This is a genomic window from Noviherbaspirillum massiliense JC206 (assembly GCF_000312045.1).
GTDB lineage: Bacteria > Pseudomonadota > Gammaproteobacteria > Burkholderiales > Burkholderiaceae_D > Noviherbaspirillum > Noviherbaspirillum massiliense.
In genome coordinates this window covers 1,390,225-1,412,094 of sequence record NZ_HE978634.1, presented here as the reverse complement: position 1 = coordinate 1,412,094, position 21,870 = coordinate 1,390,225, and the positions used below count along the sequence as shown (strand labels likewise).

Genomic DNA, 21,870 nt, shown 5'->3' with positions numbered 1-21,870 from the left:
GCCTGGAGCATCAAGTCGAGAGCCTTTGAAAAAGCCACCGCAGCCCGCGCCACAGTTTCGGCAGCAGCCACAGTGCGAAGAGAAAGAAAACCACGAGGAAGGTGAACAGCACCCATGGATGGAAAAACGCCGCCCACAGGCCGCCCATGACGGCGATGTCCTCGGACAGGGAAGCGGTCCAGTTGCTGAAGGGCTCGGGCGAGGTGTTGATCAGCGCGCGGCTGCCGGCCTTGGTGAAATGCGCGCCTGCCGCGAAGCTGCCGCCGAGGATGGCAGCCATGGTCGTCCACGCCGGGTCCATGTTGCCCATGGCCGCCGCCCCGAGCACCGCGCCGGCCGGGATGCGGATGAAGGTATGGATCGCATCCCACACCGAATCGAAGCCCGGAATCTTGTCCGCCAAAAATTCCACCACGACAAGCGCGCCGGCCAGGCCGATCACCCAGGGCGATTCCAGCACCTGGAGCGAGGATGGCAGCTCGATCCAGCCGGCCCGGCCGAACCAGCCGGCAATGAACAGGGTGAGGTAGAGGCGGATGCCGCTGGCCCAGGACAGGCCTCCGGCAAGCGCGGCAGAGGACAGGGATTCAACCATGGCCATTCCCATCGTGTTCGCGGCGCTGGATGCCGCGGCGCAAATTGCGGGATTCGGGAATCGACGGCGAGCGCGCCACCAGCATCAGCACGCCGTAGGCGATCAGCATGACGGGGATGATGAACCGCCAGCCGAGAGCGTGAAACTGGCGGCCGTAGGACAGCATGCCGGCCAGGATCAGCATGGGACCGGCCACCACCGAGGACTTGGTGATCCGGTCGATCAAGAGGATCGCGATGCCGGAGCCGGCCAGCCCGATGATCCACAGCCAGCGCACATCCGGCAGCCAGTCGAGGCTGTCCAGCAGCCAGACGGTGCCGAGGGCAATCAGCAGGATCGGTGTCGTCGCGTCCTTCATCGCGTCCATGCTCCATTCCGCCCTGCGGAGAGCGCAGCACCGGCCGCCGGCGGCCGGCGATTACGCCTGGAAGAAGCGGTCGACCTCATCCACATATTTCTGCTTCGCCTGCGCATCGAGGAAGGCAGCCTGGAAGCTGTTGCGCGCCAGTTGCTGCGCATGCTGTCTGGTCAGTGGCAAGGCTTCGAATGCCTCGGTGAAATTCTGGTTGAGATAGCCGCCGAAATAGGCCGGGTCGTCCGAGTTGACGGTTGCCATCAGGCCGGCATCCAGCAGTTGCAGCAGGTTGTGATCAGGCATGCGGTCGAACACGCGCAGCTTGATGTTCGAAAGCGGGCAGACCGTCAGCGGCACCCGCTCGCGCGCCAGGCGCTCGGTCAGCGCCGCATCTTCCAGGCAGCGTACGCCATGGTCGATGCGCTCCACCTTGAGCAGGTCGAGTGCGGTTCGGATGTATTCCGGCGGACCTTCTTCCCCTGCATGCGCAACCAGGTGCAGGCCGAGTTCGCGACAGCGGGCGAATACCCGCGCGAATTTTTCCGGCGGATGACCGCGCTCGGACGAATCGAGGCCCACGCCGATGAACTTGTCGCGGTAGGGGAGCGACTGTTCCAGGGTCTTGAAGGCTTCCTCTTCCGAGAGGTGGCGCAGGAAGCACATGATCAGCGCGCCGCGCACGCCGAACTCCTTTTCGGCATCCTGCAGCGCGCGATGAATGCCGTTGATGGCCGTGCCGAAAGCGATGCCGCGCTCGGTATGCGTCTGCGGGTCGAAAAAGATTTCCGCATAACGCACGTTGTCGGCATGGGCGCGGCGCAGATACGCCATCGTCATGTCGTAGAAATCCTGCTCCTTGATCAGCACGCTCGCGCCGGCGTAATAGATGTCGAGGAAGGACTGCAGGTCGGTGAAGGCATAGGCGCGGCGCAGCTCTTCCACCGAGCCGTAGTTGAGCTTCACGCCGTTGCGCCTGGCGAGCTCGAAGATCAGTTCCGGCTCGAGCGAGCCTTCGATATGGATGTGCAGTTCCGCCTTCGGCATTTTCAGGAGGAGGTCTTTTAATACGGCATTGTTCATCATGTGTCCCTGACGGAGTATTCAGCTGATTCGGAATGATTGCTTGCCTGCAGAGTGCAGGTGCTGCGCCGTTCCATTTAGGGGCTCATGGATCTGTAGCCAGGCCCCGCGGTCGCGGCACCCGTGATTCTATACTGCCGCGCCATCCCCATCGAGCCGCTCCGAGCATGGACTGCCCCAGCCGGCTAGATGCTGGCTCCCCTGTGTCCGTCGGTATGGGTTTTTTCATAGGCTTCCTGGCAGGGCGCGCACCGCTCGGCGGTCGGCTGGGCTTCAAGGCGCTCGTAGGGGATTTCGGCTTCGCAATTGACGCAGTTGCCGTAGGTGCCGTTGGCCATGCGTGCACGTGCTCCGTCAATGGCGCGCAGTTCCGCCACGTCCCGGGTGATGGCCGCATTGCCGAGATCGATCGACAGGTTCGCGAACGAGGCATCGCCAGGGTCGGGGATTTCGGTCGCGACTTCGACGAAACTGTCCTTCACGTCCGATTCGCGGTTGAGGTCGGTGCGCAATGCCTGTTCACGCTCGGTCAGTAATTGTTCGAGATGATTGAGCTGCTCTTGGGTCAGATTTGCCATGATATGTCTTTCTGAATGTTGAATAGGGATGGTTGCTGCCGCACCGGGCGGTCCGGCATGAAAATCCTTCCGCCCCTGGCTTATGCGCTCTGCCGCCGGCGCCACAGGGCGGCGAGCGCGAAGCCCGCGCCCAGTGCCAGAGCAAGAGTAGTCCTGGGATGCAGCGCTGCCCGGGTATAGATGCTGGACTCGAATACATGTCCGGGGTAGCCCTGCCGCTCCAGCAGACCGGACCGCGGCTCGTACAGGCTGTGCTCGCCGCGATCGCGCGCCGGCGTGTCGGATTGCTGCTGCCCGAAAACAAAGCGCTTCATGTAGCCATCCAATACCTTCGGCATGTAATGCGCGCCGGAAGCTACCAGCTTCGCAGCAGCGCCAGCGAACACGTCGCGTGTGGGATGTTCCGCCGCGTGCAGAATGGCATCGGCTGCAACCTCAGGCGCATAAATCGGCGGCGGCAGCTTCGGTTCGACTGCCATGTAGTTCTTTGCATGCTGGAGAAACATGGTATCCATCGCCGCGGGCTTGACCAGTGTCACCGCCACCGGCGCATTCTCCTCCTCCAATTCCATCCGCAGCGCATCGGTGAAGCCCTTGACCGCATGCTTGGATGCGGAATAGATGCCCTGCAGCGGCAGCCCGCAATCGGATACTTCGCTTCCCAGGTTGATCAAGGCGCCGCCGCGCTGCTTCAGGTGTTCGACCGCGACCAGCGAGCCATGCACCACGCCCCAGAAATTGGTCTGGAACAGCCGCCGCTGGTCTTCCAGGGATACATCCTCGTTGCGTCCGAAAATCGAAATGCCGGCATTGTTTACCCACGTATCGAAGCCGCCGAAACGTTCCACGGCGGTTTGCGCGATCCTGCGCACATCTTCCTCCTTGCCGACATCGGCAACGACATAGGCGACTTCGTTCCCCTTCTTCGTCAATTCCTGCGTAACCTGTTTCAGCGCATCCTCGTTGCGTGCCGCCAGCACCAGCTTTGCGCCGCGGCGCGCGGCCAGGCGCGCCGTGGTCAGGCCCACCCCGCTGGTGGCGCCGGTGATCACGATCACCTGTTCCGGAATTTTCTTTAATCGAATTTTCATCCTGCCGCTCCTTTCTTCCCTACTGCCAGCGAAAAACGTGCCCGCACGCCAGAACAGGATTGCCAAAAGTGCAGCATTGCGATGGAACGCTTCGCTGCTGAAATTTTTACCGTTCGCCTGCGCATTTTTGCTCATCCACTGGCAGCCTCATTTCTTGCATTTATTGTGTTTCGGCGAGGAATGGACCGGGGAAATACGTTTTAAAATACGGGATCGAAAATTGCGCCGAAAAAAGCGCAGGAAAATGCAATTTCTTCAATACCGGAGCGAGCGATCCCGGCGGGTGCTTGAACATCGCGCGGTCGCGACGAAGGCGCTGCCCGCTCAAGGAGAATGCGGCGCCACCATTCCCCTGCATTGCCACGTAGCGAGTAGATGCCAGCGTTCCGGACAGGAAAACCGAACATGCCAGTAATTCAAATCACGTTAAACGATCGTGACTATCAGTATCTGCAGGAAGAATACAAACAGGCTTCGTCGGCCTCCCCTCAGCCTGCTTTCGAGCAATGGCTGACAAGCCGGCTCACATCCGGTATCGCCGAGCGGGAAACGCCGCATGAGGATGTAAGGGCCATCAATGCAATCGAGAAGCTGGTCATCGGTTTGCAACCCAACGGCTTTGCACTCGCGCATCTCGCAAAACAGGGCGCGCCCGAATCGGCTGCCATGCTCGCGGAGTCGCTTGCTGCAGACCTGAAGCTGTCGCAGCACCAGGCCAGGCGCCTGCAGGAACTCTTTGCCTATTACCTGCGCAATCCGAAGGAGATCGCCGACCTGTCGCAAGTGGTCGTGACCAACCGTGCCTACGGCGCCCTGCATGAAGCCTACCGCGAACTGGCGGAACGCACGACGAAATCGCTGGACCACCTGGATGCGGATCGGGCGCTCGGCCGGGCGGAAGGTGCGATCGCCATCCTGGTCAGCATGAACGTCATCGAGCGCGCGGTGGCAAAGGAAAAGATCCAGGCATTCAAGATGCAGATACGCAACTCGGGCAAGCCGAGCTGGGTCGGCAAGGTCTTCGGCGGAGCGGGCGAAGACGACTGATATCCCCACCAGCCCCAGCCGCGATGGCTGCAAGCTTCCCGCTTTGGCGTGAAGGTTGCTAACTGAAGCGCATTTCCTCCCAATTCATGCATCACATTGGAAAGGAGCCATCGCATGACTGTCCAGAGAAACCAGTTTGGCGTGCCCCAGTATCCCGACGGAGACGCGCGGCATCTGTTCGTGCTGCTGTCCGCAGTGGATCTGCTGGAGCGCCCCACCCTCTCCGCCATCGCGGACCTGACTGGCCAGGACAAGGACACCATCGAAAACGATATTTTCAAGCTGCGCGAACAGTACGGCGTCAACATTCACAAGGTCGGCGAGGTCTACCATATCGAAACCTGGGGTGAGGTACTGAAAAAAAATGGCGTGAAAAAATTTCTCAAGGAATGAGCATTTTTCGCCAGCAATTCGTGCCCGCTTGAAATCGGCGCTTTCGCCGCCCAGTCGACAAGCTTCCCCCGAACCCACAACTCACGACCGGCCGCAGCGCGGCAGGCCTGTGCACCGCTTCGCTGAAGAATGACATGGAGGAATCACAATGGCTACGGAAACCATCGGAAACTACCAGCTGGACCTGACCGCGGAGGAGATATCGGGCGGCGGCGGATGGCGGCCTTACCTGACGGCGCTGCGCTTCGACGAGGAGAGCAAGGCCTTCAAGTGCGTGCTCCATGGCTACCGCGCGTGCGAAGAAACGTTTTCCACCTATCCCGAAGCCATCGAAAAAGCGCGGGAAGTGGCCAATACCCTGATTGAATCAGGCCGCATCGAGCACCTGTCCTGACTCCCCTTCGAACCTGCAGGGCGCGCCGTTCATAGTGCGCCCTGCAGGTGATGCTGCCGCCTTACTGCCTCATTGCGTTATGCAGGAATAATTGGCTGCCAGATTGATGTCGCCGCTGCCCTTGTATTGCGGCCAGCCCGGATACTCGCACAGGGGCCGGGTACGGCCGGGAACGCCGGTGATGTCGGCCACCACCTGGTTGGTCGGGGGGACGCCCTTCTCTACCCAGTTTTCCAGCGCGGTCAGCGAATCCCATGCCGCATTGAATACCGTGCTCGTCGAATGGCCATAGCCCGGGATTTCGTAATAGCGAACAAAACTGTTCACCGCATCCGCTCCCATCGTGCTCTTCAGCCGCTCATAGTATTGCTCGGTTGCGCGGGTGCTGACCAGCACATCGGCCGTGCCATGCGCCATCAGGATCTTGCCGCCCTTGGTCCGGAACGCAGACAGATCGGTCTTGTTCACATCCTGGATGCCGGTGAGCTCGCTGATCCGGCTTTGCCACGTTCCAGGGTTCTCCGGGTCCAGCGTGAGGGAGTTGAAGTTCGGGTCGCGGGTCACGAAATATTTCACCCACTGGTCCCAGAAGGTGCTGCCATAGGGCGCGGTGGCTGGCATCGGATTGGCCGGCTGGGAGGTGCCGAGCGCGAGGGTGGTCACGGTTGCCTGCAGCGGATTGGTGCCGGCCATGCCCAGGTCGCTGCCCCAGACATTGAAGCCCGGATACTGGGTTTCGCCGCTGGCCAAGGGATAGTTGAAGTTGATCGGCGTATTGAACACCTTGAGCGCATTGATCTGCGCATCGGACAGGCAGGTATCGCCGCCTTCGCCGCCATCCGGACAGCGCAGCGGCGCGCCGCGCAGGGTCGCGGTAGCCGGATCGAACGTGGCATTGCAGCCTGCGATATTGCTGACCACGCCATCCCTTGCGCCGTCGAGCCCGTCGCAGGCTTCGAGAGCGGCATCGAATAGGATCTTGCGCTTGGCCTGGTTCGGATACGCGTCGGGCTGGGCGAACGCCCGCGTAATGCGGCCGAACTGCAGGTCCAGGCTGGCAGCATTCCATGCCGGATAGAGCACGATCGCGCCGTCCCAGTCCTCCGGCCATCTCTGCACCACCGCCAGCGCCTCGCGCCCGCCCGTGGAGCCGCCGGCGAAGTAGGCCTTCTGCGGCTTGCTCACGCCATAGCGTGCATTCAGCAGGAAGATTGCGGTATCGCGGGTCTTCTTCAGGGCGTCGCCGGCGAAATTCCGCAGGGCCTCTTCATTCACGCCGAAGGAACCGTCGCGGCTGCCGAGAGTGCCGGCGCGGTGTCCCGAATCGCTGGAAAACGTCGCATATCCACGGCCAAGCGGCTTCAGCTGGTCCGTCGGGCCGGCCGGCACATTGGCGGGGATGGAAGTCGTGACATTGTTGGCCGTGGTCGTGGTGGTCGACGGGATGGAACCGTCGTAGCCGCCGCCGCCGAACATGACCACCTTGCCATTCCAGCTGGACGGAAGATTGAGTTCGAAGCGGATGGGTGGCGCGGTCTGATCGACAGGTTTGATCTCGCCCGTCAGCTTGCAGTGCTCCCCGATCGCGGAAGCGCCCGAACCGGAAGCTGCCACCAGTTGCGCGCCGGTCACCACTGCACCGGTGGTCGGCAGGCCGATTGCCGAGGCCGGAACCGTCCTTCCCGAAAGTTGCGCGCACTGCGTTGCGGCCTGGGTCGCCGTATTCGACGTTGCCGATGACGAAAAGGATCGGTCGCCGTCGCCACCGCTGCATCCTGCCAGCAGAACGCCTGCGGCCAGCATGACCATACCCGGTACCGCGGGACGCAGCACCGGCTTACCTGCCTGACTTTCCATTGTCTCCTCCATCGTAAATAGTTGCGACATTCGAAGTGAACGAGGCTCCCTTACGACGTTCTGCGACGTCTGGATCAGCTACTTTCAATTAAGGAGTCAAACCGGAAAGATTGCATTGATGAAGCGCAGAATTCATCTGCGCGGAAATGGAGGAAGGAGGATGTCAGTCAGCATCAGTGCTCCGGCTTGAAATCGCCGGTGGCGATCAGGCAGGGGCTGGAAGGGTCGATATTCAGTTTCATCAGGGCGAGAAGCTCAATGTCCGGCCGGCCTTTCCGGAAAGCTTCGATCAGGCTCTCCGGGTCATCCATACGCGCGCCAAAGTGATCCTGCAAGGCTTCGTCGGTGACTTCACAGGTCACCATATGATCATCAACGGAGGCATGGAAGGCCACGGTGCCATTCGATGTATGCTCGGGCGGCATGTCGCGCGCAATGAATATCCCCATGGTCATGTCCTCGGGCAGTCAGGATTTTCTGCCATGTTTTTCCTTTTGCAGCGCTTGCATCTTGCGCCTTCTCAAATTTTGCACTGGCGCCCGCACGCAGATAATGCAGACCCGTGCCGCGCTTTTGTGCGCCGCATCCCGGAGGCAGTAGAATGCGATGAGCACTATCCCCGATATCGCTTTTCCCGTCCGCAATCCGCTCATCCCTCGCTGCCACGGCACTGAAGCATGATCCTCTTCCTCGATTTCGATGGCGTCCTCCACCCTTTCAGCCGTCCCGACGGCCCGCTGACGCTGGTGCCGCGCTTCGAACGCTTCATGCGGCAGCATCCGGAAGTAAAGATCGTTGTCTCCAGCGCCTGGCGCGAAGTCTACGAACTGGAGGAGCTGCAGTCTTTTTTCTCTGCGGACATCGCCGAACGCATCATCGATGCCACCCCTATCCTGGATTCCGCATTGCATGAACATGTCAGGGAAAAGGAAATTCTTGCCTGGCTCGAAGCGAACGGCAGGCGACATGAAGAATGGGCCGCCATCGACGACACTTCCTGGTTTTTCGCGCCGGATTGCCCGAATCTGGTCCTGGTCGACGGAGAACAAGGGTTCGGCGCAGCGAGCGAAGAGGCGCTCCGCATGCGCTTCGAGAACGAAGCCTGAGGCCGATTCGCGCAGCGCATCCAGTCTGCAATATTGATGCCACACAATTGGCACATGAAGTGCCGGTGTTACAACTGGACCTGTCAATCCATACATCAGAACAGAAGGCTTGATCGCATGCAGCAACTGCAATCCACGGAAGAAAAACTGGATTACGAGCAGGAATCATGGCTGGCCAAGCTCGGACCGGGACTGGTGACGGGTGCTGCCGACGATGACCCGAGCGGCATTGCCACCTACAGCCAGGCGGGCGCCCGGTTCGGCTTCAACATCCTCTGGGTCATGCTGCTCACCTATCCGCTGATGGTATCGATCCAGATCATCTGCGCACGCATCGGCCGCGTAAGCGGGCACGGTCTGGCGTCCAACATGCGGCGTCACTATCCCGCCTGGCTGCTGTATTCGGCAGTGCTCATGCTGGTCGTCGCCAATACCATCAACATCGCCGCCGACCTGTCGGCCATGGGCGATGCACTCAAGCTCCTGATCGGCGGACCCGGCCACTGGTATGCCGCGGGCTTCGGCCTGCTCTCCCTGCTCCTGCAGATCTTCATTCCCTACCGGCGCTACGTGCGCGTGCTCAAGTGGCTGACGCTGGCGCTCCTGGCTTATGTCGCAACCGCACTGTTCATCCCGATTCCCTGGGGGCAGGTGCTGAAGGGCTTTTTCATGCCGCAACTGTCATGGAAGCCGGAGTACATCACGACTGTGGTCGCCGTGCTCGGCACCACGATCAGCCCCTATCTCTTCTTCTGGCAAGCCTCGGAAGAAGTGGAGCACCTCATTGCCGATCCCCATGCACGGCCGGTCAAGAAGGCGCCGGAACAGGCAAGGCCGCAACTGAGCCGGATCCAGATCGATACCTACATCGGCATGGGCTTTGCCAGCCTGGTCGCCTGCTTCATCATGCTGACCACCGCGGTAACCCTGCATGCGCATGGCGCACATTCAATTGAAACTTCCGCCCAGGCAGCCGAGGCGCTGCGTCCGATCGCCGGCAACTTCGCCTTTGCCCTGTTCAGCATCGGCATCATCGGCACCGGCCTGCTGAGCCTGCCGGTGCTCGCCGGGTCGGCCGCCTATGCAATGGCCGGCACCTTCAAGTGGCGCAACAGCCTGGAACTGAAACCGGGGCTGGCAAAAGAGTTCTACGCCATCATTGCGTTCGCGACACTCGGCGGGGTGGCACTTGGCCTGACCACGGTGGATCCCGTCAAGGCCCTGTACTGGAGTGCCGTAATCAACGGCGTCATCTCCACCCCCATCATGGCCATCACCATGCTGATGGCCTCGAATGCGAAAGTCATGGGGAAATTCGTCATTCCACGCAGGCTCAGGTTTCTCGGCTGGCTCGCGACAGGACTGATGGCCATGTCGGTGCTCTTCATGTTTTACACCTTCGTTTCATGACTGCCGCCTGGGCCACGCGGAATTTTTCTTCCCACCTTGCCTACGCCGGTGATCGTCCGCTCCGGCAAGTCTCGTCTTCCCGCTGATGCCATCGGCTTTCCTTGATGCCGGGAAGGCCTTGGACAATACTGGCTTTTACACACTGTGGTCAGCAAACCATGACAGGTGCATCATCGTCCATCTAGATCGTCATTTCCGGAGGTGAATATGGAGGTCCCTACATTTCACAAGGGAACATGGAAGGCGGAAGCCCATGCGGAGGAACTGGCAAGTGGAAAATTCCAGGGCGTTGTCCTGCTGTTCAATGAAGAGCATTCTTCCAAGGAACAAATCATGCACCGGGCGCTCGATGTTTCCGATACCGCCGATGAGGCCCTGGAGGAAGCACAGGTGCTGGCCCAACGCGTACTCCACAACATCTGACCGGCGTGCGGCACCGTTTCATCCTGTCGAGACATCGCGGGATGGCAGCGCCAGAGGATGGGCGGCGTTGCCGAGTGAGAAGGTCAAGGTCCAGCCTGAGCCAGGATCAAGCGTGATTTCAACCTCCCTCGCAGGCTGCTCCAGGCGCCGGAGGAAAAAGCTTAATTGGCATCAACTACTGCCCGCGTAGCGGCACGTCTTCGCGGGTTAGAATGCGGGCATGAGTTTATTCGACAAGACAGCATCCCTTCTTATCGGGCAGGAATACGGGCGAGCCCGCTTTTCCCTGGCCTTCATTCTTTTCTTCCTGATCGTGGCAGTCGGCTCGATTCCGGGTGCCCGCGCCGAAATCGGTGAAGTGGCGTCCGGGCTGGCGCTGCACTCTGCCGCCTATGCAACCCTCACCTATCTGCTTTTCAGCGGCATGAATGGCGGTGTCTTTCGTCGCGCAATTCTTTCCCTGCTGATCATTGCCGTCATGGGCGCGATTGACGAGGGCGTTCAGAGCTTCCTGCCGTACAGAGGCGCTGCATTGGGGGATTGGTTAGTGGATGTAACTTCCAGCCTGCTGGCCGGCCTCCTCCTGTGCTTTGCCTATCCGAAAGCAGCGCAGCTGGCCTTCGGGTTCCGGCGCCGCGACCTGCCCATCATGGGAGAAGAATAGGAAACAGGCCCAGCCTGACTTATTCCGGGTCCGGCAGCGAGGGAGTGCCTGCATGATGCTGGCGGCGCGCATCCTTGCATAACAGCACGCGCTTGGCCACGTCCACGTTCACTTTCCATAGCCGCAGAAATTCGGCAGCCTGCCGCGTGCCGCATCTTTCCTGCATCGCCACCCCCTGATTGACGATGTCGGCAACCGCGACGTTCCGGCGTGATGCAAACCGGAGCGGTTTGCCTAGCGTCTTCTTTGTATTTTCAAGTACTTTCATCATTCCCCCGATACATGGACTTGCTGCACTCATGCAGCAACGGCGTTACATCACACCTGCCAGATGCAGGGCCCCGGCGATGAGCACGATACTGGTCGACGCCGAGAGCAATATGCACAGCATGGCGTGCAGCTTATTTCGACGCGGCCCGGAACCTGTCATCAATCCGATGTCTTCCGCAAGATCCATCGGCTTCATTCCACTCCCCTGACCAAGTTGGTATTGATCAAGGAGTCTATCCGACTCCTGAGCATGCACAACGCCGCAGCGCCTTTTTCTTATTGAGCCAACTCAATTTCAGGAACTTTTGGCCCGCAGCGTTACTCGCTGCGCGCTTTATTTTTGATAGATGGAAAGGATTCTTTGGGCGACGGGAAAGGCGAAGTGGAGGTGCGTCGACTGCCAGAAACAAATGACTGGCTTCGCATGAACTGGCACTTCAAGGACAAGTTTCCGCTGTTACAGACAGTAACTTTCTTGCGTTGTATCAAGCAACGAGAAAGTTCCAAAGTTTAACTTACATCATGCAACTTAATCGGCCGCAATGAAAATGAAGTTGATCAAGAACGTGTAACGGATTGCGAGTGAAACCTGCCTGCGCAGTCCTCCATATATCGGGGTAAGGCATGGTAAAGATTTTCAGCCACTATGTATCGAAGCTGGTTTCGGCGCTTCTTCTGCTCGAGCTGTTCGTACTGATTGCATCGATGTACGGGGCGCAAGCCTTCATGTTCTCCCAGGGCTGGACGCCTTTCCCGAAACCGGATGCATTCTTTTCCTCGGCGAGCGGATTCGCCCTTGCCATGGCGCTCAGCATGGCCGCCTTGGGCCTGTATCATATCGAAGGCAGTCCTGCTCCATCCGCCATTGCAGCCAAGCTCCTGCCGGCGAGCGTTCTCGGCTTCGGCATCTCGGCCCTATTGCTGAGCATCTCGCCGCAGCTGTACGTGGCGCCGCAGGTCGTCGGCCTGGCCGCACTGGCTTCAGCCGGAGCAATCCTGGGCATACGCCTTCTCGTTTTCCGGACCTTTTCCCTGCCCATCCTCGAGTCGCGCGTGATCTTCCTTGGCGAAGGCGCACTTGCCAGGGAATGCAGCCGGCTCGCCGCCAGTGCGGCCTTTCCCAAGAAATACCATATCGTCGGGTTCGTGCAGCTGCGCACCGAAGAATGCCAGGTGGCCTCCTCGTCGCTCCTGCCCGCCAACGAGTCCCTCGTTTCGATCGCCAGGAAGTACAACGTCAGGGAAATCATCGTCTCCACTCAGAATCAGCGCGGCAGTTCCTTCCCGCTGCACCAGCTGCTCGAATGCAAGCTTCACGGCATCAAGGTGACCGGTGCGGCAGCCTTCTTCGAAAGGGAAGCACGGCAGATCCGGGTCGATTCGCTCTATCCGAGCTGGCTGATCTTCGGCGACGGCTTCAACCAGAGCAGCTGGCGCACGATCTGCAAGCGCGCCTTCGACCTTGTCGTCAGCCTGCTGATCTTCGCGATGGCGCTGCCGGTCATGCTGGCGACCTCTCTCTGCATCTTCTTCGAGGACCGCGGCCCGATCATCTACCGGCAGGAACGGGTCGGCAAGGATGGCCACACTTTCCACGTGCTCAAGTTCCGCAGCATGTGCATCGATGCCGAACGGGCTGGCGCACCGCAATGGGCGGCCGCGAACGACGATCGTGTCACCCGGGTCGGGCGCATCATCCGCAAGCTGCGCATCGACGAACTGCCTCAGGTCATCAATGTGCTCAGGGGTGAGATGAGCTTCGTCGGGCCGCGCCCGGAGCGTCCCTTCTTCGTCAAGCAACTTTGCGAAAAGATTCCCTACTACGACATGCGCCACAGTATCAAGCCGGGCATCACCGGCTTCGCGCAGGTGCGCTACCAGTATGGCGCTTCGGTCGAGGATACGGTGCAGAAGCTGCAGTACGACCTCTACTATGTCAAGAACCACAGCCTGTTTCTCGATCTCCTGATCCTCGTCGAAACCCTGCAGGTGGTGCTCTTCGCAAAGGGCAGCCGCTAGCAATGAGATTTCATCCATGCTGACGAGCATTGCCGCGGCAAGCCATGCGATCGCCGCCCTCGCTTTCCTGTTCCTGTCAGCACTGCTGCTGAGGAGTTGGCGCGGCCATCCGAACGGGATGGCTCTTGCGCTCGCATGCCTGCTGACCGCTACCTGGGCGGCAAGCGTGGTTGCCTATGCGGTATTCGGCCGTGCTGCGGCAGTGCTGCCCGAAGCACTGGAAATCCTGCGCAGCGCAGGCTGGCTGGCATTCCTGCTGAAGATGCCGGAGCAACTGCGCACGCCGCCACAGGATAGACGCAGGGAAAGCCGGCTGCCTCTACTCGCCGTCATTGCGGTGCATCTGGCACTGCTGGCAATGACGCTGTACCTCCATTTTCTCCCGGGGCATCTCCCCGGTTCAGCGGCCTTCATGGCCACTGTCATGACGCGCCTGGCCATCGCGCTGTTCGGCCTCGTGCTGGTCGAACAGCTCTATCGCGGCAGTACGCCGGAAGCGCGCTGGGCGATCAAATACGCGTGTCTCGGCATGGGTTGCCTGTACGCCTACGATTTTTACCTGTACAGCGATGCCATCCTGTTTCGCAGAGCCAGTACCGAAATCTGGTCGGCGCGCGGGCTGGTGGACGCGCTCACGGTGCCCTTGATTGCCGTGTCGGCGGCACGCAACCCGCGCTGGTCCCCCGGTATCGCCGTATCGCGCACCATGCTGCTGCGATCCGTCACCCTGTTCGGCGCTGCCGCCTACCTGCTTGCCATGGCTGCGGCCGGTTACGCCATCCGCCTGTCCGGCGGCGCGTGGGGCTCGGCGATGGAGCTGGCGTTCCTGTTCGGCGCCGCTGCCCTGCTGCTTGCCCTGCTCTTCTCCGGGTCGGTGCGGGCGCGGGCCAAGGTTTTCATCAACAAGCATTTCTACAGCTACGACTACGATTACCGCAAGGAGTGGCAGCAGTTCACGCGGGCCCTCTCCGATGAAGGACCGGGGCTCGCCGAGCGCTCGATACAGGCTGTCGCGAACCTGATGGAGAGCCCGGCCGGGCTGCTTTTCGTGTGCAGGGACGACACTGGCAGCTGCGAACCTGCCGCCCGCTGGAACATGCGCTGCGACGGCGCTACGGAATCGCTGCAGGGATCCTTGTGCCGCTTCCTGGAAGAGCGTCAATGGGTGATTGACGTCAATGAGTACAAGGCGTCGCCCGAGAAATACGGCCGGCTTATCCTTCCGCCCTGGCTGCTCGCGACGCCGCAGGCATGGCTGGTGGTGCCGCTCCTGCTCGGGCGGCGCCTGTTCGGCTTCATCGTGCTTGCCGAAGCGCGCAGTCCGGTCCCACTTGACTGGGAAGCCACGGATTTGCTCAAGCTTGCCGGAGCCCAGGCAGCCACCTGCCTTGCGCAGCATGAAGCCGCCAGCGCGCTGATGGTCGCGCGCCAGTTCGAGTCTTATACGCGCATGTCGACCTTCATCGTGCACGACCTGAAGAACCTGGTGTCGCAGCTCACGCTCCTGCTCGACAATGCAAAGCGGCATCGCGACAATCCGGAATTCCAGGAAGACATGCTGCACACCATCGACTCCTCGGTGCAAAGGATGAAGCGGCTTCTGCAGAAACTGGGACGTGAATCGTCCCGTGAACAGCGCGAGCCGGTCCGGCTCGACGAACTTCTGCAGGAAGCGGTTGCGGCCAAGTCCGCATGCCGTCCCTGCCCCGTCCTCGCAACCGAGCGCCATTCCCTTACCGTGATTGCCGATCACGCGCGACTCGAGCGGGTAATCGGCCACCTGATCCAGAATGCCGTCGAGGCCACGCCGAAGGACGGGCGGGTAGTGGTTCGTCTGACGCAGCACGCCGACTACGCCGTGATCGAAGTGCAGGATAGCGGTCACGGCATGACCGAGGAATTCATCCGCGAGCGCCTGTTCAAGCCTTTCGAGTCCACCAAGCCGGCGGGCATGGGCATTGGCGTCTTCGAAAGCCAGGCCTATATCCGCGAGCTCGGCGGGCAGATCGAAGTGCAGAGCCGGCCCTCGGCCGGCACCACCTTCCGGGTGAGCCTTCCGCTCTGCACGGAAGATGCGCCTGCGAAAAAGCGGGCCGCGCTGACAGCGGAACATTGAAAACAGCAAAGAAATCGCAGAAACCGATCTCAGGGAGATGCAGCGTGACCCAGGAAAAAAGAAAACTCATGATCGTCGAGGATGACCCGGGATTGCAGAAGCAGTTGCGCTGGAGCTTCGACTCCTACGAAGTGCTGGTGGCAGGCGACCGCGCCAGCGCCCTTGCCCAGCTGCGGCGCCACGAGCCGGCGGTGGTCACGATGGATCTCGGCCTGCCGCCTGATCCCGATGGCGCGAGCGAAGGACTGGCCACGCTGGAAGAGATCCTGTCGCTGGCGCCGGATACTCGGTTGATCGTCCTGACCGGCAACCAGGATCGCGCCAATGCCGTCAAGGCGGTGGCGATGGGCGCCTATGATTTCCATCAGAAGCCGTTTGATGCCACCGTACTGAAGCTCACTGTCGATCGCGCCTTCCACCTGCATGCACTGCAGCAGGAGAACCGGCGCCTGATGGTTTCCGCAGCCGACTCCCCGCTGGGCGGCATCATCAGCCGCGACCCGGGCATGGCCAAGCTCTGCCGCAGCGTGGAAAAGGTGGCAGGTTCGGCGGCGACCGTCATGCTGCTCGGCGAGAGCGGTACCGGCAAGGAGTTGCTGGCGCGAGCAGTGCATGACCTGAGCCCGCGCCGGGCCCGGCGCTTCGTGGCGATCAACTGCGCAGCCATTCCGGAAACCCTGCTCGAAAGCGAATTGTTCGGCTACGAGAAAGGCGCCTTCACCGGTGCCGTGAAGCAAACGCCGGGCAAGATCGAACTCGCCGACGGCGGCACCTTCTTCCTCGATGAAGTGGGCGACCTTCCCTTCTCCCTGCAGGCCAAGCTGCTGCGCTTCCTGCAGGAACGCGTCATCGAGCGGATCGGCGGCAGGAGGGAAATCCAGGTGGATGTGCGCATCGTCTGCGCCACGCATCAGAACCTGCAGGAACTGGTCAGGCAGGGAAGGTTCCGGGAAGACCTGTATTACCGTCTGAGCGAGATCGTGCTGCCGATTCCCCCCCTGCGCAAGCGCGCCGGCGACGCCGCTCTGCTCGCGCACCACTTCAGGAACCGGTTCTGCGCGCAGCAGGGCCGCACCGCGCTCAGCTTCGCACAGGATGCCCTGGCCGCCATCGAAGCCTATCACTGGCCCGGCAATGTGCGCGAGCTGGAAAACTGCATCAAGCGCGCGGTCATCATGGCCGATGGCGCGAGGATCAGCGCGGATGACCTGGGCCTGCCGGCCATACCGGCGAACGACGAACACATCAACCTGCGGCAGGTACGGGAAAAGGCGGAGTATCTTGCCGTGGTGAAGTCGCTCGCCCGGGTCGACGGCAATATCGTCAAGGCAGCCGAGCTGCTTGGGGTGAGCCGCCCGACCTTGTACGACCTCATGAGCCGGCATGGCATCCGATAAGCGATGACGCACCCTGCCATGACGGTCCTTGTCCATGAACTGATCCTCGAAGCCGCTCATCGCCGTCCCGAGGCGGAAGCGCTCGCCCATGACGGCCGCCGCCTCAGCTACGAAGCGCTGTCTATGCAAGTGCAAAGGTTCGCGGGCGCGCTGCTCGCCGCCGGGCTGGAAAAAGGCGAGCGCGCGGCGGTCTATCTCGACAAGCGGATGGAAGCAGTGGCCGCCCTGTTCGGCACGGCCGCCGCCGGCGGCGTGTTCGTCCCGGTCAATCCCTTGCTCAAGCCGGAACAGGTCGCTTACATCCTGCGTGACTGCAATGTGCGCGTGCTGTTCACATCGGCGGAACGGCTGCAGGCCTTGCAAGCCCTGCTTCCCCGTTGTCCCGAACTGCACACGATCGTGGTCGCCGGCCCCATGCGGGAGGAGGAGGCGCCCCTCGGCGTGCGTGTGCTGCAATGGGAAGATTTCATCGGCAGCCATGGCAGCCTGCGCGGGCATCGCGTCATTGACCGCGACATGGCGGCCATTCTTTACACATCCGGCAGTACCGGCCATCCCAAAGGTGTCATTCTGTCCCACGGCAATCTCGTCGCCGGCGCGCAGAGTGTCGCCCAATATCTCGGCAACACGGCGGAGGATCGCATCCTGTCGGTGCTGCCGCTCAGCTTCGACTACGGCCTGAGCCAGCTGACGACGGCCTTTCACAGCGGCGCCTGCGCAGTGCTGTTCAATTACCTGCTGCCGAGCGACCTGGTCCGGACCGTCGAAAACGAGAGAATCACCGGACTGGCCGGCGTTCCGTCTCTCTGGATCCAGCTTGCGCAGCAGCGCTGGCCGCAGGAGACCAGCCTGCGCTACCTCACGAACTCTGGCGGCGCCCTGCCCCGGCCGTCGCTCGCAGCGCTGCGGCACGTGCTGCCCCAGACAAAGGTCTTTCTCATGTACGGACTGACCGAAGCCTTCCGCTCCACCTACCTGCCGCCGCAAGAACTCGAGCGCCGTCCCGGTTCGATCGGCCGCGCCATTCCGAATGCGGAAGTCCTGGTGCTGCGCGAGGATGGTACGCCCTGCGAACCCGGCGAGCCCGGCGAGCTGGTTCACCGCGGTGCACTGGTGGCGCAGGGATACTGGAATGCCCCTGACAAGACCGCTGAGCGCTTCCGGCCCCTGCCTGCCCGCAATGCCGGCCTGCCCCTGACGGAAATCGCAGTATGGTCGGGCGACATCGTGTATGCGGACGAAGAGGGCTTCCTGTACTTCATCGGACGCCACGACGACATGATCAAGGTTTCCGGTTACCGCGTCAGTCCTACCGAAATCGAAGAAGTGATCCATGCGACCGGACTGGTATCCGAGGTTGCCGCCTTCGGCATTCCGCATCCCGCCCTCGGACAGGCCGTCGTGGTGGTGGCGGTCGCAAAGCCGAACACGGAGTTGTCATCATCCGCACTGGTCGAAGCATGCCGCGAGCGCCTGCCGCTTTACATGGTGCCGGCGCACGTCGCGGTACGCAGCGATCCCCTTCCGCGCAATCCCAACGGCAAGCCGGACCGTACATTGCTGCGCGCCGAATTCGACACGCTGTTCACCGGCGAGGAGCGGAACCGATGAACATGCCGGCCATTGCGCTCCACGCACAACCATCCGGTTTTCCGGTAGCCGGCAACCGGCTGGTCGTCGGCGGCATCCCCCTCGACCGGCTCGCGCTGCGAGTAGGAAAGACCCCTTTCTATGCCTATGACCGCGGGCTGATCAGTGCCCGCGTCCAGTCCCTGCGCGCGTGCCTGCCCGCCGGAATGCGCCTGCATTATTCCCTCAAGGCCAATCCCATGCCTGCGCTGGTGCAGCACATGGCGGCACTGGTCGACGGCTTCGACGTTTCTTCCGCAGGCGAATTGAAGGCGGCACTCGACACCACCGCGCGCACCGAAGCCATCAGCTTTTCCGGCCCTGGAAAAACGGATGCCGAACTCGCACAGGCGATCGCCGCCGGCGTGCTGCTCAACCTGGAATCCGAAGGCGAACTGACGCGGGTGACGCACGTGGCCGAGCAGCTCGGCATCAGCCCAAGGCTTGCCGTGCGGGTGAACCCGGACTTCGAACTCAAATCCTCGGGAATGAAGATGGGCGGCGGACCGAAGCAATTCGGCATCGATGCCGAGGACGTGCCGCAGGTACTGCGGCGCATTCACGCCCTGGGCCTTGCGGTGGAAGGCTTCCACATCTACGGTGGCTCGCAGAATCTCCGGGCGGAAGCAATCGTCGAAGCGCAGGCGCGCACCTTCGAGCTCGGGCTGCGGCTGGCGCAGGATGCGCACAATCCGATACGTCATCTCAACATCGGCGGCGGCTTCGGCATTCCCTACTTCCCGGGGGACAGGCCGCTCGACCTGCACCCGGTCACCGACCGCCTGGAGTGGTGGATGGCCCGCGTCCGGCGGGCGCTTCCCGCGACGCGAGTTGTCCTCGAACTGGGGCGCTACCTCGTCGGCGAAGCCGGTGTCTATGTCGCGCGCATCATCGACCGCAAGGTGTCGCGCGGCCAGACTTACCTCATCACCGACGGCGGCATGCATCATCATCTCGCCGCTTCCGGCAACCTCGGCCAGGTCATCCGCAGAAACTATCCGCTTGCCATCGGCAACAGGATGGGCGTGACAGAGCGTGAACCTGTGACAGTGACCGGCCCCCTGTGCACGCCACTCGATACTTTGGCCGAGCGCATCATGCTGCCGCATGCCGAAGTCGGCGACCTGGTCGTGGTATTCCAGTCCGGCGCTTATGGCCTGACCGCAAGTCCGACCGCTTTTCTGGGCCATGAACCGCCGGGCGAGGTGCTCGTGTGAGGCAGTCGGTCGCCAGGCCGCCAACACTCATCCTTGCTCAATCTTCCTGAGTACGCGGCACGGATTCCCGGCGGCGAACACATCATCCGGAATATCCCTCGTCACCACGCTGCCGGCGCCGATGACGCACCGGCTCCCGATGCGAACACCCGGGCAGATGATGGCACTGCCGCCCACCCACACCTCATCGCCGATCTCGACCGGCTTGCCGAGCTCAAGCTCGGTCCTGCGCTCTTCCGCGCGCAGAGGATGCGTTGCCGCGTATATCTGCACTGCGGGTCCGAACAGCACGCCCGACCCGATGCGCACCGGAGCGACATCGAGGATCACGCAATTGAAATTGAAGAACACCTTGTCGCCGAGCGTGATGTTGCTGCCGTAGTCGCAATAGAACGGCGGCTCGATCCAGATGCCGGCTCCTGAGGAAGGAACGAGTTCCCGGACGAGGCGACCGCGCTCCTCGACCTGGTCGTCGCGCGTGTCATTCAGGGCCTTGAGCAGGAGCCTTGCACGCCGCCGCTCGGCTGCAAGTTCCGGGTCGTGGGGGTTGTAAAGTTCGCTGGCCAGCATTTTCACTTTTTCCGATTTCATGCATCCTCCGTTGGGCCTGCCGGGCGCTCGACCTCGGTCAGGCTGGCTCGCGGCTGAACCAGCCGTTGTCCGATAGACTGTTCCGCGCACTCCGGGTTCGGTTGTCTGCGGCATGTTCCACTTTGCCGAGCGTCAGCAGCATGGCGTGAATGCGAGACCGGTTCCACCAGGGAAAACCGATGCGGATGCCCTGTTTCCCATGCTTTCCCGCATCAGCGCGCTGCCTTCGCACCCTGCCGGATAACTTGCAAGCGATGAACCAGGCGTCGGCGGCTCCACTCCAATCCCTTGCCCGGGATCACGCACAGCCTGCAGCGGCATGCTCGCCGCGATTACCGGCCCGGCCTTTCCGGCTCGTTCGACAGAAAGGAAGTCAATGAAGGATTCCAGCACGCGGGGCAAAGTGCGGGTGCTGCTACGGGAAGAATGGCGGCACCAGACTACGGTCCAGTCCAGCGACCGGGTATGGGAAATGCCGTTCGCCGCAGCGCTTGCCTCAGGCCTGCCGCTCATTATCGGCGCGTATTTCGATCGCCTGGGATACGGTCTGATCTCGTCGCTCGGCGGGATGGTGTTTCTCTATCTGCCCGCCACGCCGATGTATCACCGCATGGTCGTCATCATGGCCAGTTCCTTCGGCATGACCGGCTGCTATGCCCTGGGCGTGATGAGCCAGTTCTTTCCGGCGCTGATGACGCCGGCACTTGTCTTCACCGCCATCCTGGTGACGATGGTGTGCCGCTTTTACGCGCTGGGGCCGCCGGGCAGCCTGTTCTTCATCATGGCAGCGGCGATCGGCGCCTATTCGGCGACGGGCGTGGTGGACCTGCCGCTCAAGGTCGGGCTGATCGCACTCGGTTCCCTGCTCGCCTGCCTGGTCGCTTTTTTCTACAGTCTCTACATCCTGCGGCGGCGCGCGCCCAAGCCAGTCGTGCCCTTGCCGCAGCCGACCTTCAATTTCGTCGTGTTCGACTCGGTCATGATCGGCGCATTCGTCGGCATTTCCCTCGCGCTGGCGCAGCTGCTGCAAATGGAGAAAGCCTACTGGGTTCCGGTCAGCTGCATGGCGGTGATCCAGGGCGCATCATTGCGCGCAATTTGGAACAAGCAGTTGCAACGCATACTCGGCACCAGCCTTGGTCTGGTCGTTACCTGGGGATTGTTGCTGCTGCCGCTGGACAAATGGAGCATATCGCTGACGATGATGGCGCTGACTTTCGTGGTCGAGAGCACCGTGGTCCGTCACTATGCCTTCGCCGCCACCTTCATCACGCCACTCACGATCCTGCTGGCAGAAGCGGCCACGCTCGGACACGGGCCGGCCGGCACAATGATCGAGGCAAGATTCTTCGATACCGTGCTGGGCTGCGTCGTAGGCCTCGCCGGAGGTATCTGCCTGCACAGCCCGCGCTTCCGGGACGTCGTGGGCCGGCAGATGCGCCGACTGATTCCGTCGCGCCTGGCTTCCTGAATTGCCTTGCGCGCCGGCGGCTCTCACGGACGCGTAGCGCTTTCCATCAGTGATGCGAAACCGATTGTCGCGAGATGCAATGAATGGCAGCTCATACCCTGCAAGCCTGCAATTGTGCGGCTGCATCCTGATTACTTCCCGCCCCAGCACTTTGTCCAATTTCCACC

23 protein-coding genes are annotated in these 21,870 nt (G+C 61.7%); 13 read left to right on the top strand and 10 right to left on the bottom strand.

Features of this window, described 5'->3' with window-relative positions; genetic code table 11:
* Nucleotides 1–10: 10 nt before the first annotated feature.
* The 5 genes from HGHM_RS07050 to HGHM_RS07030 all read right to left on the bottom strand — a co-directional run bounded on the left by HGHM_RS07050 (nt 11) and on the right by HGHM_RS07030 (nt 3,699).
* Nucleotides 11–601, bottom strand: a complete 591-nt coding sequence (locus tag HGHM_RS07050; protein WP_019140817.1) for a DUF4126 domain-containing protein — start codon at nt 599–601, stop codon at nt 11–13.
* Nucleotides 588–962: a LiaF transmembrane domain-containing protein gene (locus HGHM_RS20905; protein ID WP_019140816.1), complete on the bottom strand. Its 375-nt coding sequence runs from the start codon at nt 960–962 to the stop codon at nt 588–590. The genes HGHM_RS07050 and HGHM_RS20905 overlap by 14 nt, the downstream gene beginning before the upstream one ends.
* Before the next feature lie 51 nt (nt 963–1,013).
* Nucleotides 1,014–2,033 (bottom strand): adenosine deaminase, encoded by a 1,020-nt coding sequence (locus HGHM_RS07040; RefSeq protein WP_019140815.1) that lies wholly within the window; start codon nt 2,031–2,033, stop codon nt 1,014–1,016.
* A gap of 182 nt (nt 2,034–2,215) precedes the next feature.
* Nucleotides 2,216–2,608, bottom strand: coding sequence for a TraR/DksA family transcriptional regulator (locus HGHM_RS07035; protein WP_019140814.1), 393 nt, complete (start codon nt 2,606–2,608; stop codon nt 2,216–2,218).
* 80 nt (nt 2,609–2,688) lie between these two features.
* A complete protein-coding gene (locus tag HGHM_RS07030) occupies nt 2,689–3,699 on the bottom strand; it encodes an SDR family oxidoreductase (RefSeq protein WP_026075779.1) in 1,011 nt (336 codons plus the stop codon).
* A 405-nt stretch (nt 3,700–4,104) separates the two neighbouring features.
* On the opposite strand from HGHM_RS07030, the gene HGHM_RS07020 reads away from it, so the two are divergent.
* From HGHM_RS07020 to HGHM_RS07010, 3 genes are all read left to right on the top strand, one after another.
* Entirely contained in the window at nt 4,105–4,746 is a 642-nt protein-coding gene (locus tag HGHM_RS07020) for a hypothetical protein (RefSeq protein ID WP_019140811.1), read from the top strand.
* Nucleotides 4,747–4,860: 114 nt separating this feature from the next.
* Entirely contained in the window at nt 4,861–5,139 is a 279-nt protein-coding gene (locus HGHM_RS07015) for a hypothetical protein (RefSeq protein WP_019140810.1), read from the top strand.
* Between the two features lie 148 nt (nt 5,140–5,287).
* On the top strand, nt 5,288–5,533 hold the full coding sequence (locus tag HGHM_RS07010; RefSeq protein ID WP_019140809.1) for a hypothetical protein: 246 nt from the start codon (nt 5,288–5,290) through the stop codon (nt 5,531–5,533).
* Nucleotides 5,534–5,602: 69 nt separating this feature from the next.
* Here the strand turns inward: HGHM_RS07010 and HGHM_RS07005 are convergent, their stop codons facing one another.
* The gene (locus tag HGHM_RS07005) at nt 5,603–7,390 is read right to left on the bottom strand and encodes a tannase/feruloyl esterase family alpha/beta hydrolase (protein WP_019140808.1); all 1,788 of its coding nucleotides are present in this window, start codon (nt 7,388–7,390) and stop codon (nt 5,603–5,605) included.
* 173 nt (nt 7,391–7,563) lie between these two features.
* Nucleotides 7,564–7,839 (bottom strand): DUF1488 family protein, encoded by a 276-nt coding sequence (locus HGHM_RS07000; protein WP_075111736.1) that lies wholly within the window; start codon nt 7,837–7,839, stop codon nt 7,564–7,566.
* 228 nt (nt 7,840–8,067) lie between these two features.
* Here HGHM_RS07000 and HGHM_RS20900 point away from each other — a divergent pair, with 228 nt between their 5' ends.
* The 4 genes from HGHM_RS20900 to HGHM_RS06980 all read left to right on the top strand — a co-directional run bounded on the left by HGHM_RS20900 (nt 8,068) and on the right by HGHM_RS06980 (nt 10,993).
* A complete protein-coding gene (locus HGHM_RS20900; protein ID WP_019140806.1) occupies nt 8,068–8,496 on the top strand; it encodes an HAD domain-containing protein in 429 nt (142 codons plus the stop codon).
* A 117-nt stretch (nt 8,497–8,613) separates the two neighbouring features.
* The gene (locus HGHM_RS06990) at nt 8,614–9,906 is read left to right on the top strand and encodes an NRAMP family divalent metal transporter (RefSeq protein ID WP_019140805.1); all 1,293 of its coding nucleotides are present in this window, start codon (nt 8,614–8,616) and stop codon (nt 9,904–9,906) included.
* Nucleotides 9,907–10,113: 207 nt separating this feature from the next.
* Nucleotides 10,114–10,329, top strand: coding sequence for a hypothetical protein (locus tag HGHM_RS06985; RefSeq protein ID WP_019140804.1), 216 nt, complete (start codon nt 10,114–10,116; stop codon nt 10,327–10,329).
* Between the two features lie 220 nt (nt 10,330–10,549).
* Nucleotides 10,550–10,993, top strand: coding sequence for a VanZ family protein (locus tag HGHM_RS06980; protein ID WP_019140803.1), 444 nt, complete (start codon nt 10,550–10,552; stop codon nt 10,991–10,993).
* Between the two features lie 19 nt (nt 10,994–11,012).
* Here the strand turns inward: HGHM_RS06980 and HGHM_RS06975 are convergent, their stop codons facing one another.
* Both HGHM_RS06975 and HGHM_RS23130 read right to left on the bottom strand, forming a co-directional pair.
* On the bottom strand, nt 11,013–11,264 hold the full coding sequence (locus tag HGHM_RS06975; protein WP_019140802.1) for a hypothetical protein: 252 nt from the start codon (nt 11,262–11,264) through the stop codon (nt 11,013–11,015).
* Between the two features lie 42 nt (nt 11,265–11,306).
* On the bottom strand, nt 11,307–11,459 hold the full coding sequence (locus HGHM_RS23130; RefSeq protein WP_019140801.1) for a hypothetical protein: 153 nt from the start codon (nt 11,457–11,459) through the stop codon (nt 11,307–11,309).
* A 428-nt stretch (nt 11,460–11,887) separates the two neighbouring features.
* Between HGHM_RS23130 and HGHM_RS06965 the strand changes: the two genes are divergently transcribed.
* The 5 genes from HGHM_RS06965 to HGHM_RS06945 all read left to right on the top strand — a co-directional run bounded on the left by HGHM_RS06965 (nt 11,888) and on the right by HGHM_RS06945 (nt 19,641).
* Nucleotides 11,888–13,282, top strand: coding sequence for a TIGR03013 family XrtA/PEP-CTERM system glycosyltransferase (locus HGHM_RS06965; RefSeq protein WP_019140800.1), 1,395 nt, complete (start codon nt 11,888–11,890; stop codon nt 13,280–13,282).
* Between the two features lie 16 nt (nt 13,283–13,298).
* Entirely contained in the window at nt 13,299–15,398 is a 2,100-nt protein-coding gene (gene prsK / locus HGHM_RS06960) for an XrtA/PEP-CTERM system histidine kinase PrsK (protein ID WP_019140799.1), read from the top strand.
* 68 nt (nt 15,399–15,466) lie between these two features.
* Complete coding sequence (gene prsR / locus HGHM_RS06955; RefSeq protein ID WP_019140798.1) at nt 15,467–16,795, top strand: PEP-CTERM-box response regulator transcription factor; 1,329 nt, start codon at nt 15,467–15,469, stop codon at nt 16,793–16,795.
* 18 nt (nt 16,796–16,813) lie between these two features.
* Complete coding sequence (locus tag HGHM_RS06950) at nt 16,814–18,406, top strand: acyl-CoA ligase (AMP-forming), exosortase A system-associated (protein WP_019140797.1); 1,593 nt, start codon at nt 16,814–16,816, stop codon at nt 18,404–18,406.
* Nucleotides 18,403–19,641 (top strand): pyridoxal-dependent decarboxylase, exosortase A system-associated, encoded by a 1,239-nt coding sequence (locus HGHM_RS06945; RefSeq protein ID WP_019140796.1) that lies wholly within the window; start codon nt 18,403–18,405, stop codon nt 19,639–19,641. Before HGHM_RS06950 ends, HGHM_RS06945 begins: the two co-directional genes overlap by 4 nt.
* Nucleotides 19,642–19,668: 27 nt before the next feature.
* Here HGHM_RS06945 and HGHM_RS06940 read toward each other — a convergent pair whose 3' ends face one another.
* The gene (locus HGHM_RS06940) at nt 19,669–20,232 is read right to left on the bottom strand and encodes a sugar O-acetyltransferase (protein ID WP_019140795.1); all 564 of its coding nucleotides are present in this window, start codon (nt 20,230–20,232) and stop codon (nt 19,669–19,671) included.
* A gap of 376 nt (nt 20,233–20,608) precedes the next feature.
* Here HGHM_RS06940 and HGHM_RS06935 point away from each other — a divergent pair, with 376 nt between their 5' ends.
* The gene (locus HGHM_RS06935) at nt 20,609–21,703 is read left to right on the top strand and encodes an FUSC family protein (RefSeq protein WP_019140794.1); all 1,095 of its coding nucleotides are present in this window, start codon (nt 20,609–20,611) and stop codon (nt 21,701–21,703) included.
* Nucleotides 21,704–21,870 lie beyond the last annotated feature (167 nt).

Coding starts and splice junctions, on each gene's coding strand:
- HGHM_RS07050 (WP_019140817.1), bottom strand. CDS start 601: ATGGCCATGGTTGAATCCCTGTCCTCTGCCGCGCTTGCCGGAGGCCTG.
- HGHM_RS20905 (WP_019140816.1), bottom strand. CDS start 962: ATGGACGCGATGAAGGACGCGACGACACCGATCCTGCTGATTGCCCTC.
- HGHM_RS07040 (WP_019140815.1), bottom strand. CDS start 2,033: ATGATGAACAATGCCGTATTAAAAGACCTCCTCCTGAAAATGCCGAAG.
- HGHM_RS07035 (WP_019140814.1), bottom strand. CDS start 2,608: ATGGCAAATCTGACCCAAGAGCAGCTCAATCATCTCGAACAATTACTG.
- HGHM_RS07030 (WP_026075779.1), bottom strand. CDS start 3,699: ATGAAAATTCGATTAAAGAAAATTCCGGAACAGGTGATCGTGATCACC.
- HGHM_RS07020 (WP_019140811.1), top strand. CDS start 4,105: ATGCCAGTAATTCAAATCACGTTAAACGATCGTGACTATCAGTATCTG.
- HGHM_RS07015 (WP_019140810.1), top strand. CDS start 4,861: ATGACTGTCCAGAGAAACCAGTTTGGCGTGCCCCAGTATCCCGACGGA.
- HGHM_RS07010 (WP_019140809.1), top strand. CDS start 5,288: ATGGCTACGGAAACCATCGGAAACTACCAGCTGGACCTGACCGCGGAG.
- HGHM_RS07005 (WP_019140808.1), bottom strand. CDS start 7,390: ATGGAAAGTCAGGCAGGTAAGCCGGTGCTGCGTCCCGCGGTACCGGGT.
- HGHM_RS07000 (WP_075111736.1), bottom strand. CDS start 7,839: ATGGGGATATTCATTGCGCGCGACATGCCGCCCGAGCATACATCGAAT.
- HGHM_RS20900 (WP_019140806.1), top strand. CDS start 8,068: ATGATCCTCTTCCTCGATTTCGATGGCGTCCTCCACCCTTTCAGCCGT.
- HGHM_RS06990 (WP_019140805.1), top strand. CDS start 8,614: ATGCAGCAACTGCAATCCACGGAAGAAAAACTGGATTACGAGCAGGAA.
- HGHM_RS06985 (WP_019140804.1), top strand. CDS start 10,114: ATGGAGGTCCCTACATTTCACAAGGGAACATGGAAGGCGGAAGCCCAT.
- HGHM_RS06980 (WP_019140803.1), top strand. CDS start 10,550: ATGAGTTTATTCGACAAGACAGCATCCCTTCTTATCGGGCAGGAATAC.
- HGHM_RS06975 (WP_019140802.1), bottom strand. CDS start 11,264: ATGATGAAAGTACTTGAAAATACAAAGAAGACGCTAGGCAAACCGCTC.
- HGHM_RS23130 (WP_019140801.1), bottom strand. CDS start 11,459: ATGAAGCCGATGGATCTTGCGGAAGACATCGGATTGATGACAGGTTCC.
- HGHM_RS06965 (WP_019140800.1), top strand. CDS start 11,888: ATGGTAAAGATTTTCAGCCACTATGTATCGAAGCTGGTTTCGGCGCTT.
- prsK (WP_019140799.1), top strand. CDS start 13,299: ATGCTGACGAGCATTGCCGCGGCAAGCCATGCGATCGCCGCCCTCGCT.
- prsR (WP_019140798.1), top strand. CDS start 15,467: ATGATCGTCGAGGATGACCCGGGATTGCAGAAGCAGTTGCGCTGGAGC.
- HGHM_RS06950 (WP_019140797.1), top strand. CDS start 16,814: ATGACGGTCCTTGTCCATGAACTGATCCTCGAAGCCGCTCATCGCCGT.
- HGHM_RS06945 (WP_019140796.1), top strand. CDS start 18,403: ATGAACATGCCGGCCATTGCGCTCCACGCACAACCATCCGGTTTTCCG.
- HGHM_RS06940 (WP_019140795.1), bottom strand. CDS start 20,232: ATGAAATCGGAAAAAGTGAAAATGCTGGCCAGCGAACTTTACAACCCC.
- HGHM_RS06935 (WP_019140794.1), top strand. CDS start 20,609: ATGAAGGATTCCAGCACGCGGGGCAAAGTGCGGGTGCTGCTACGGGAA.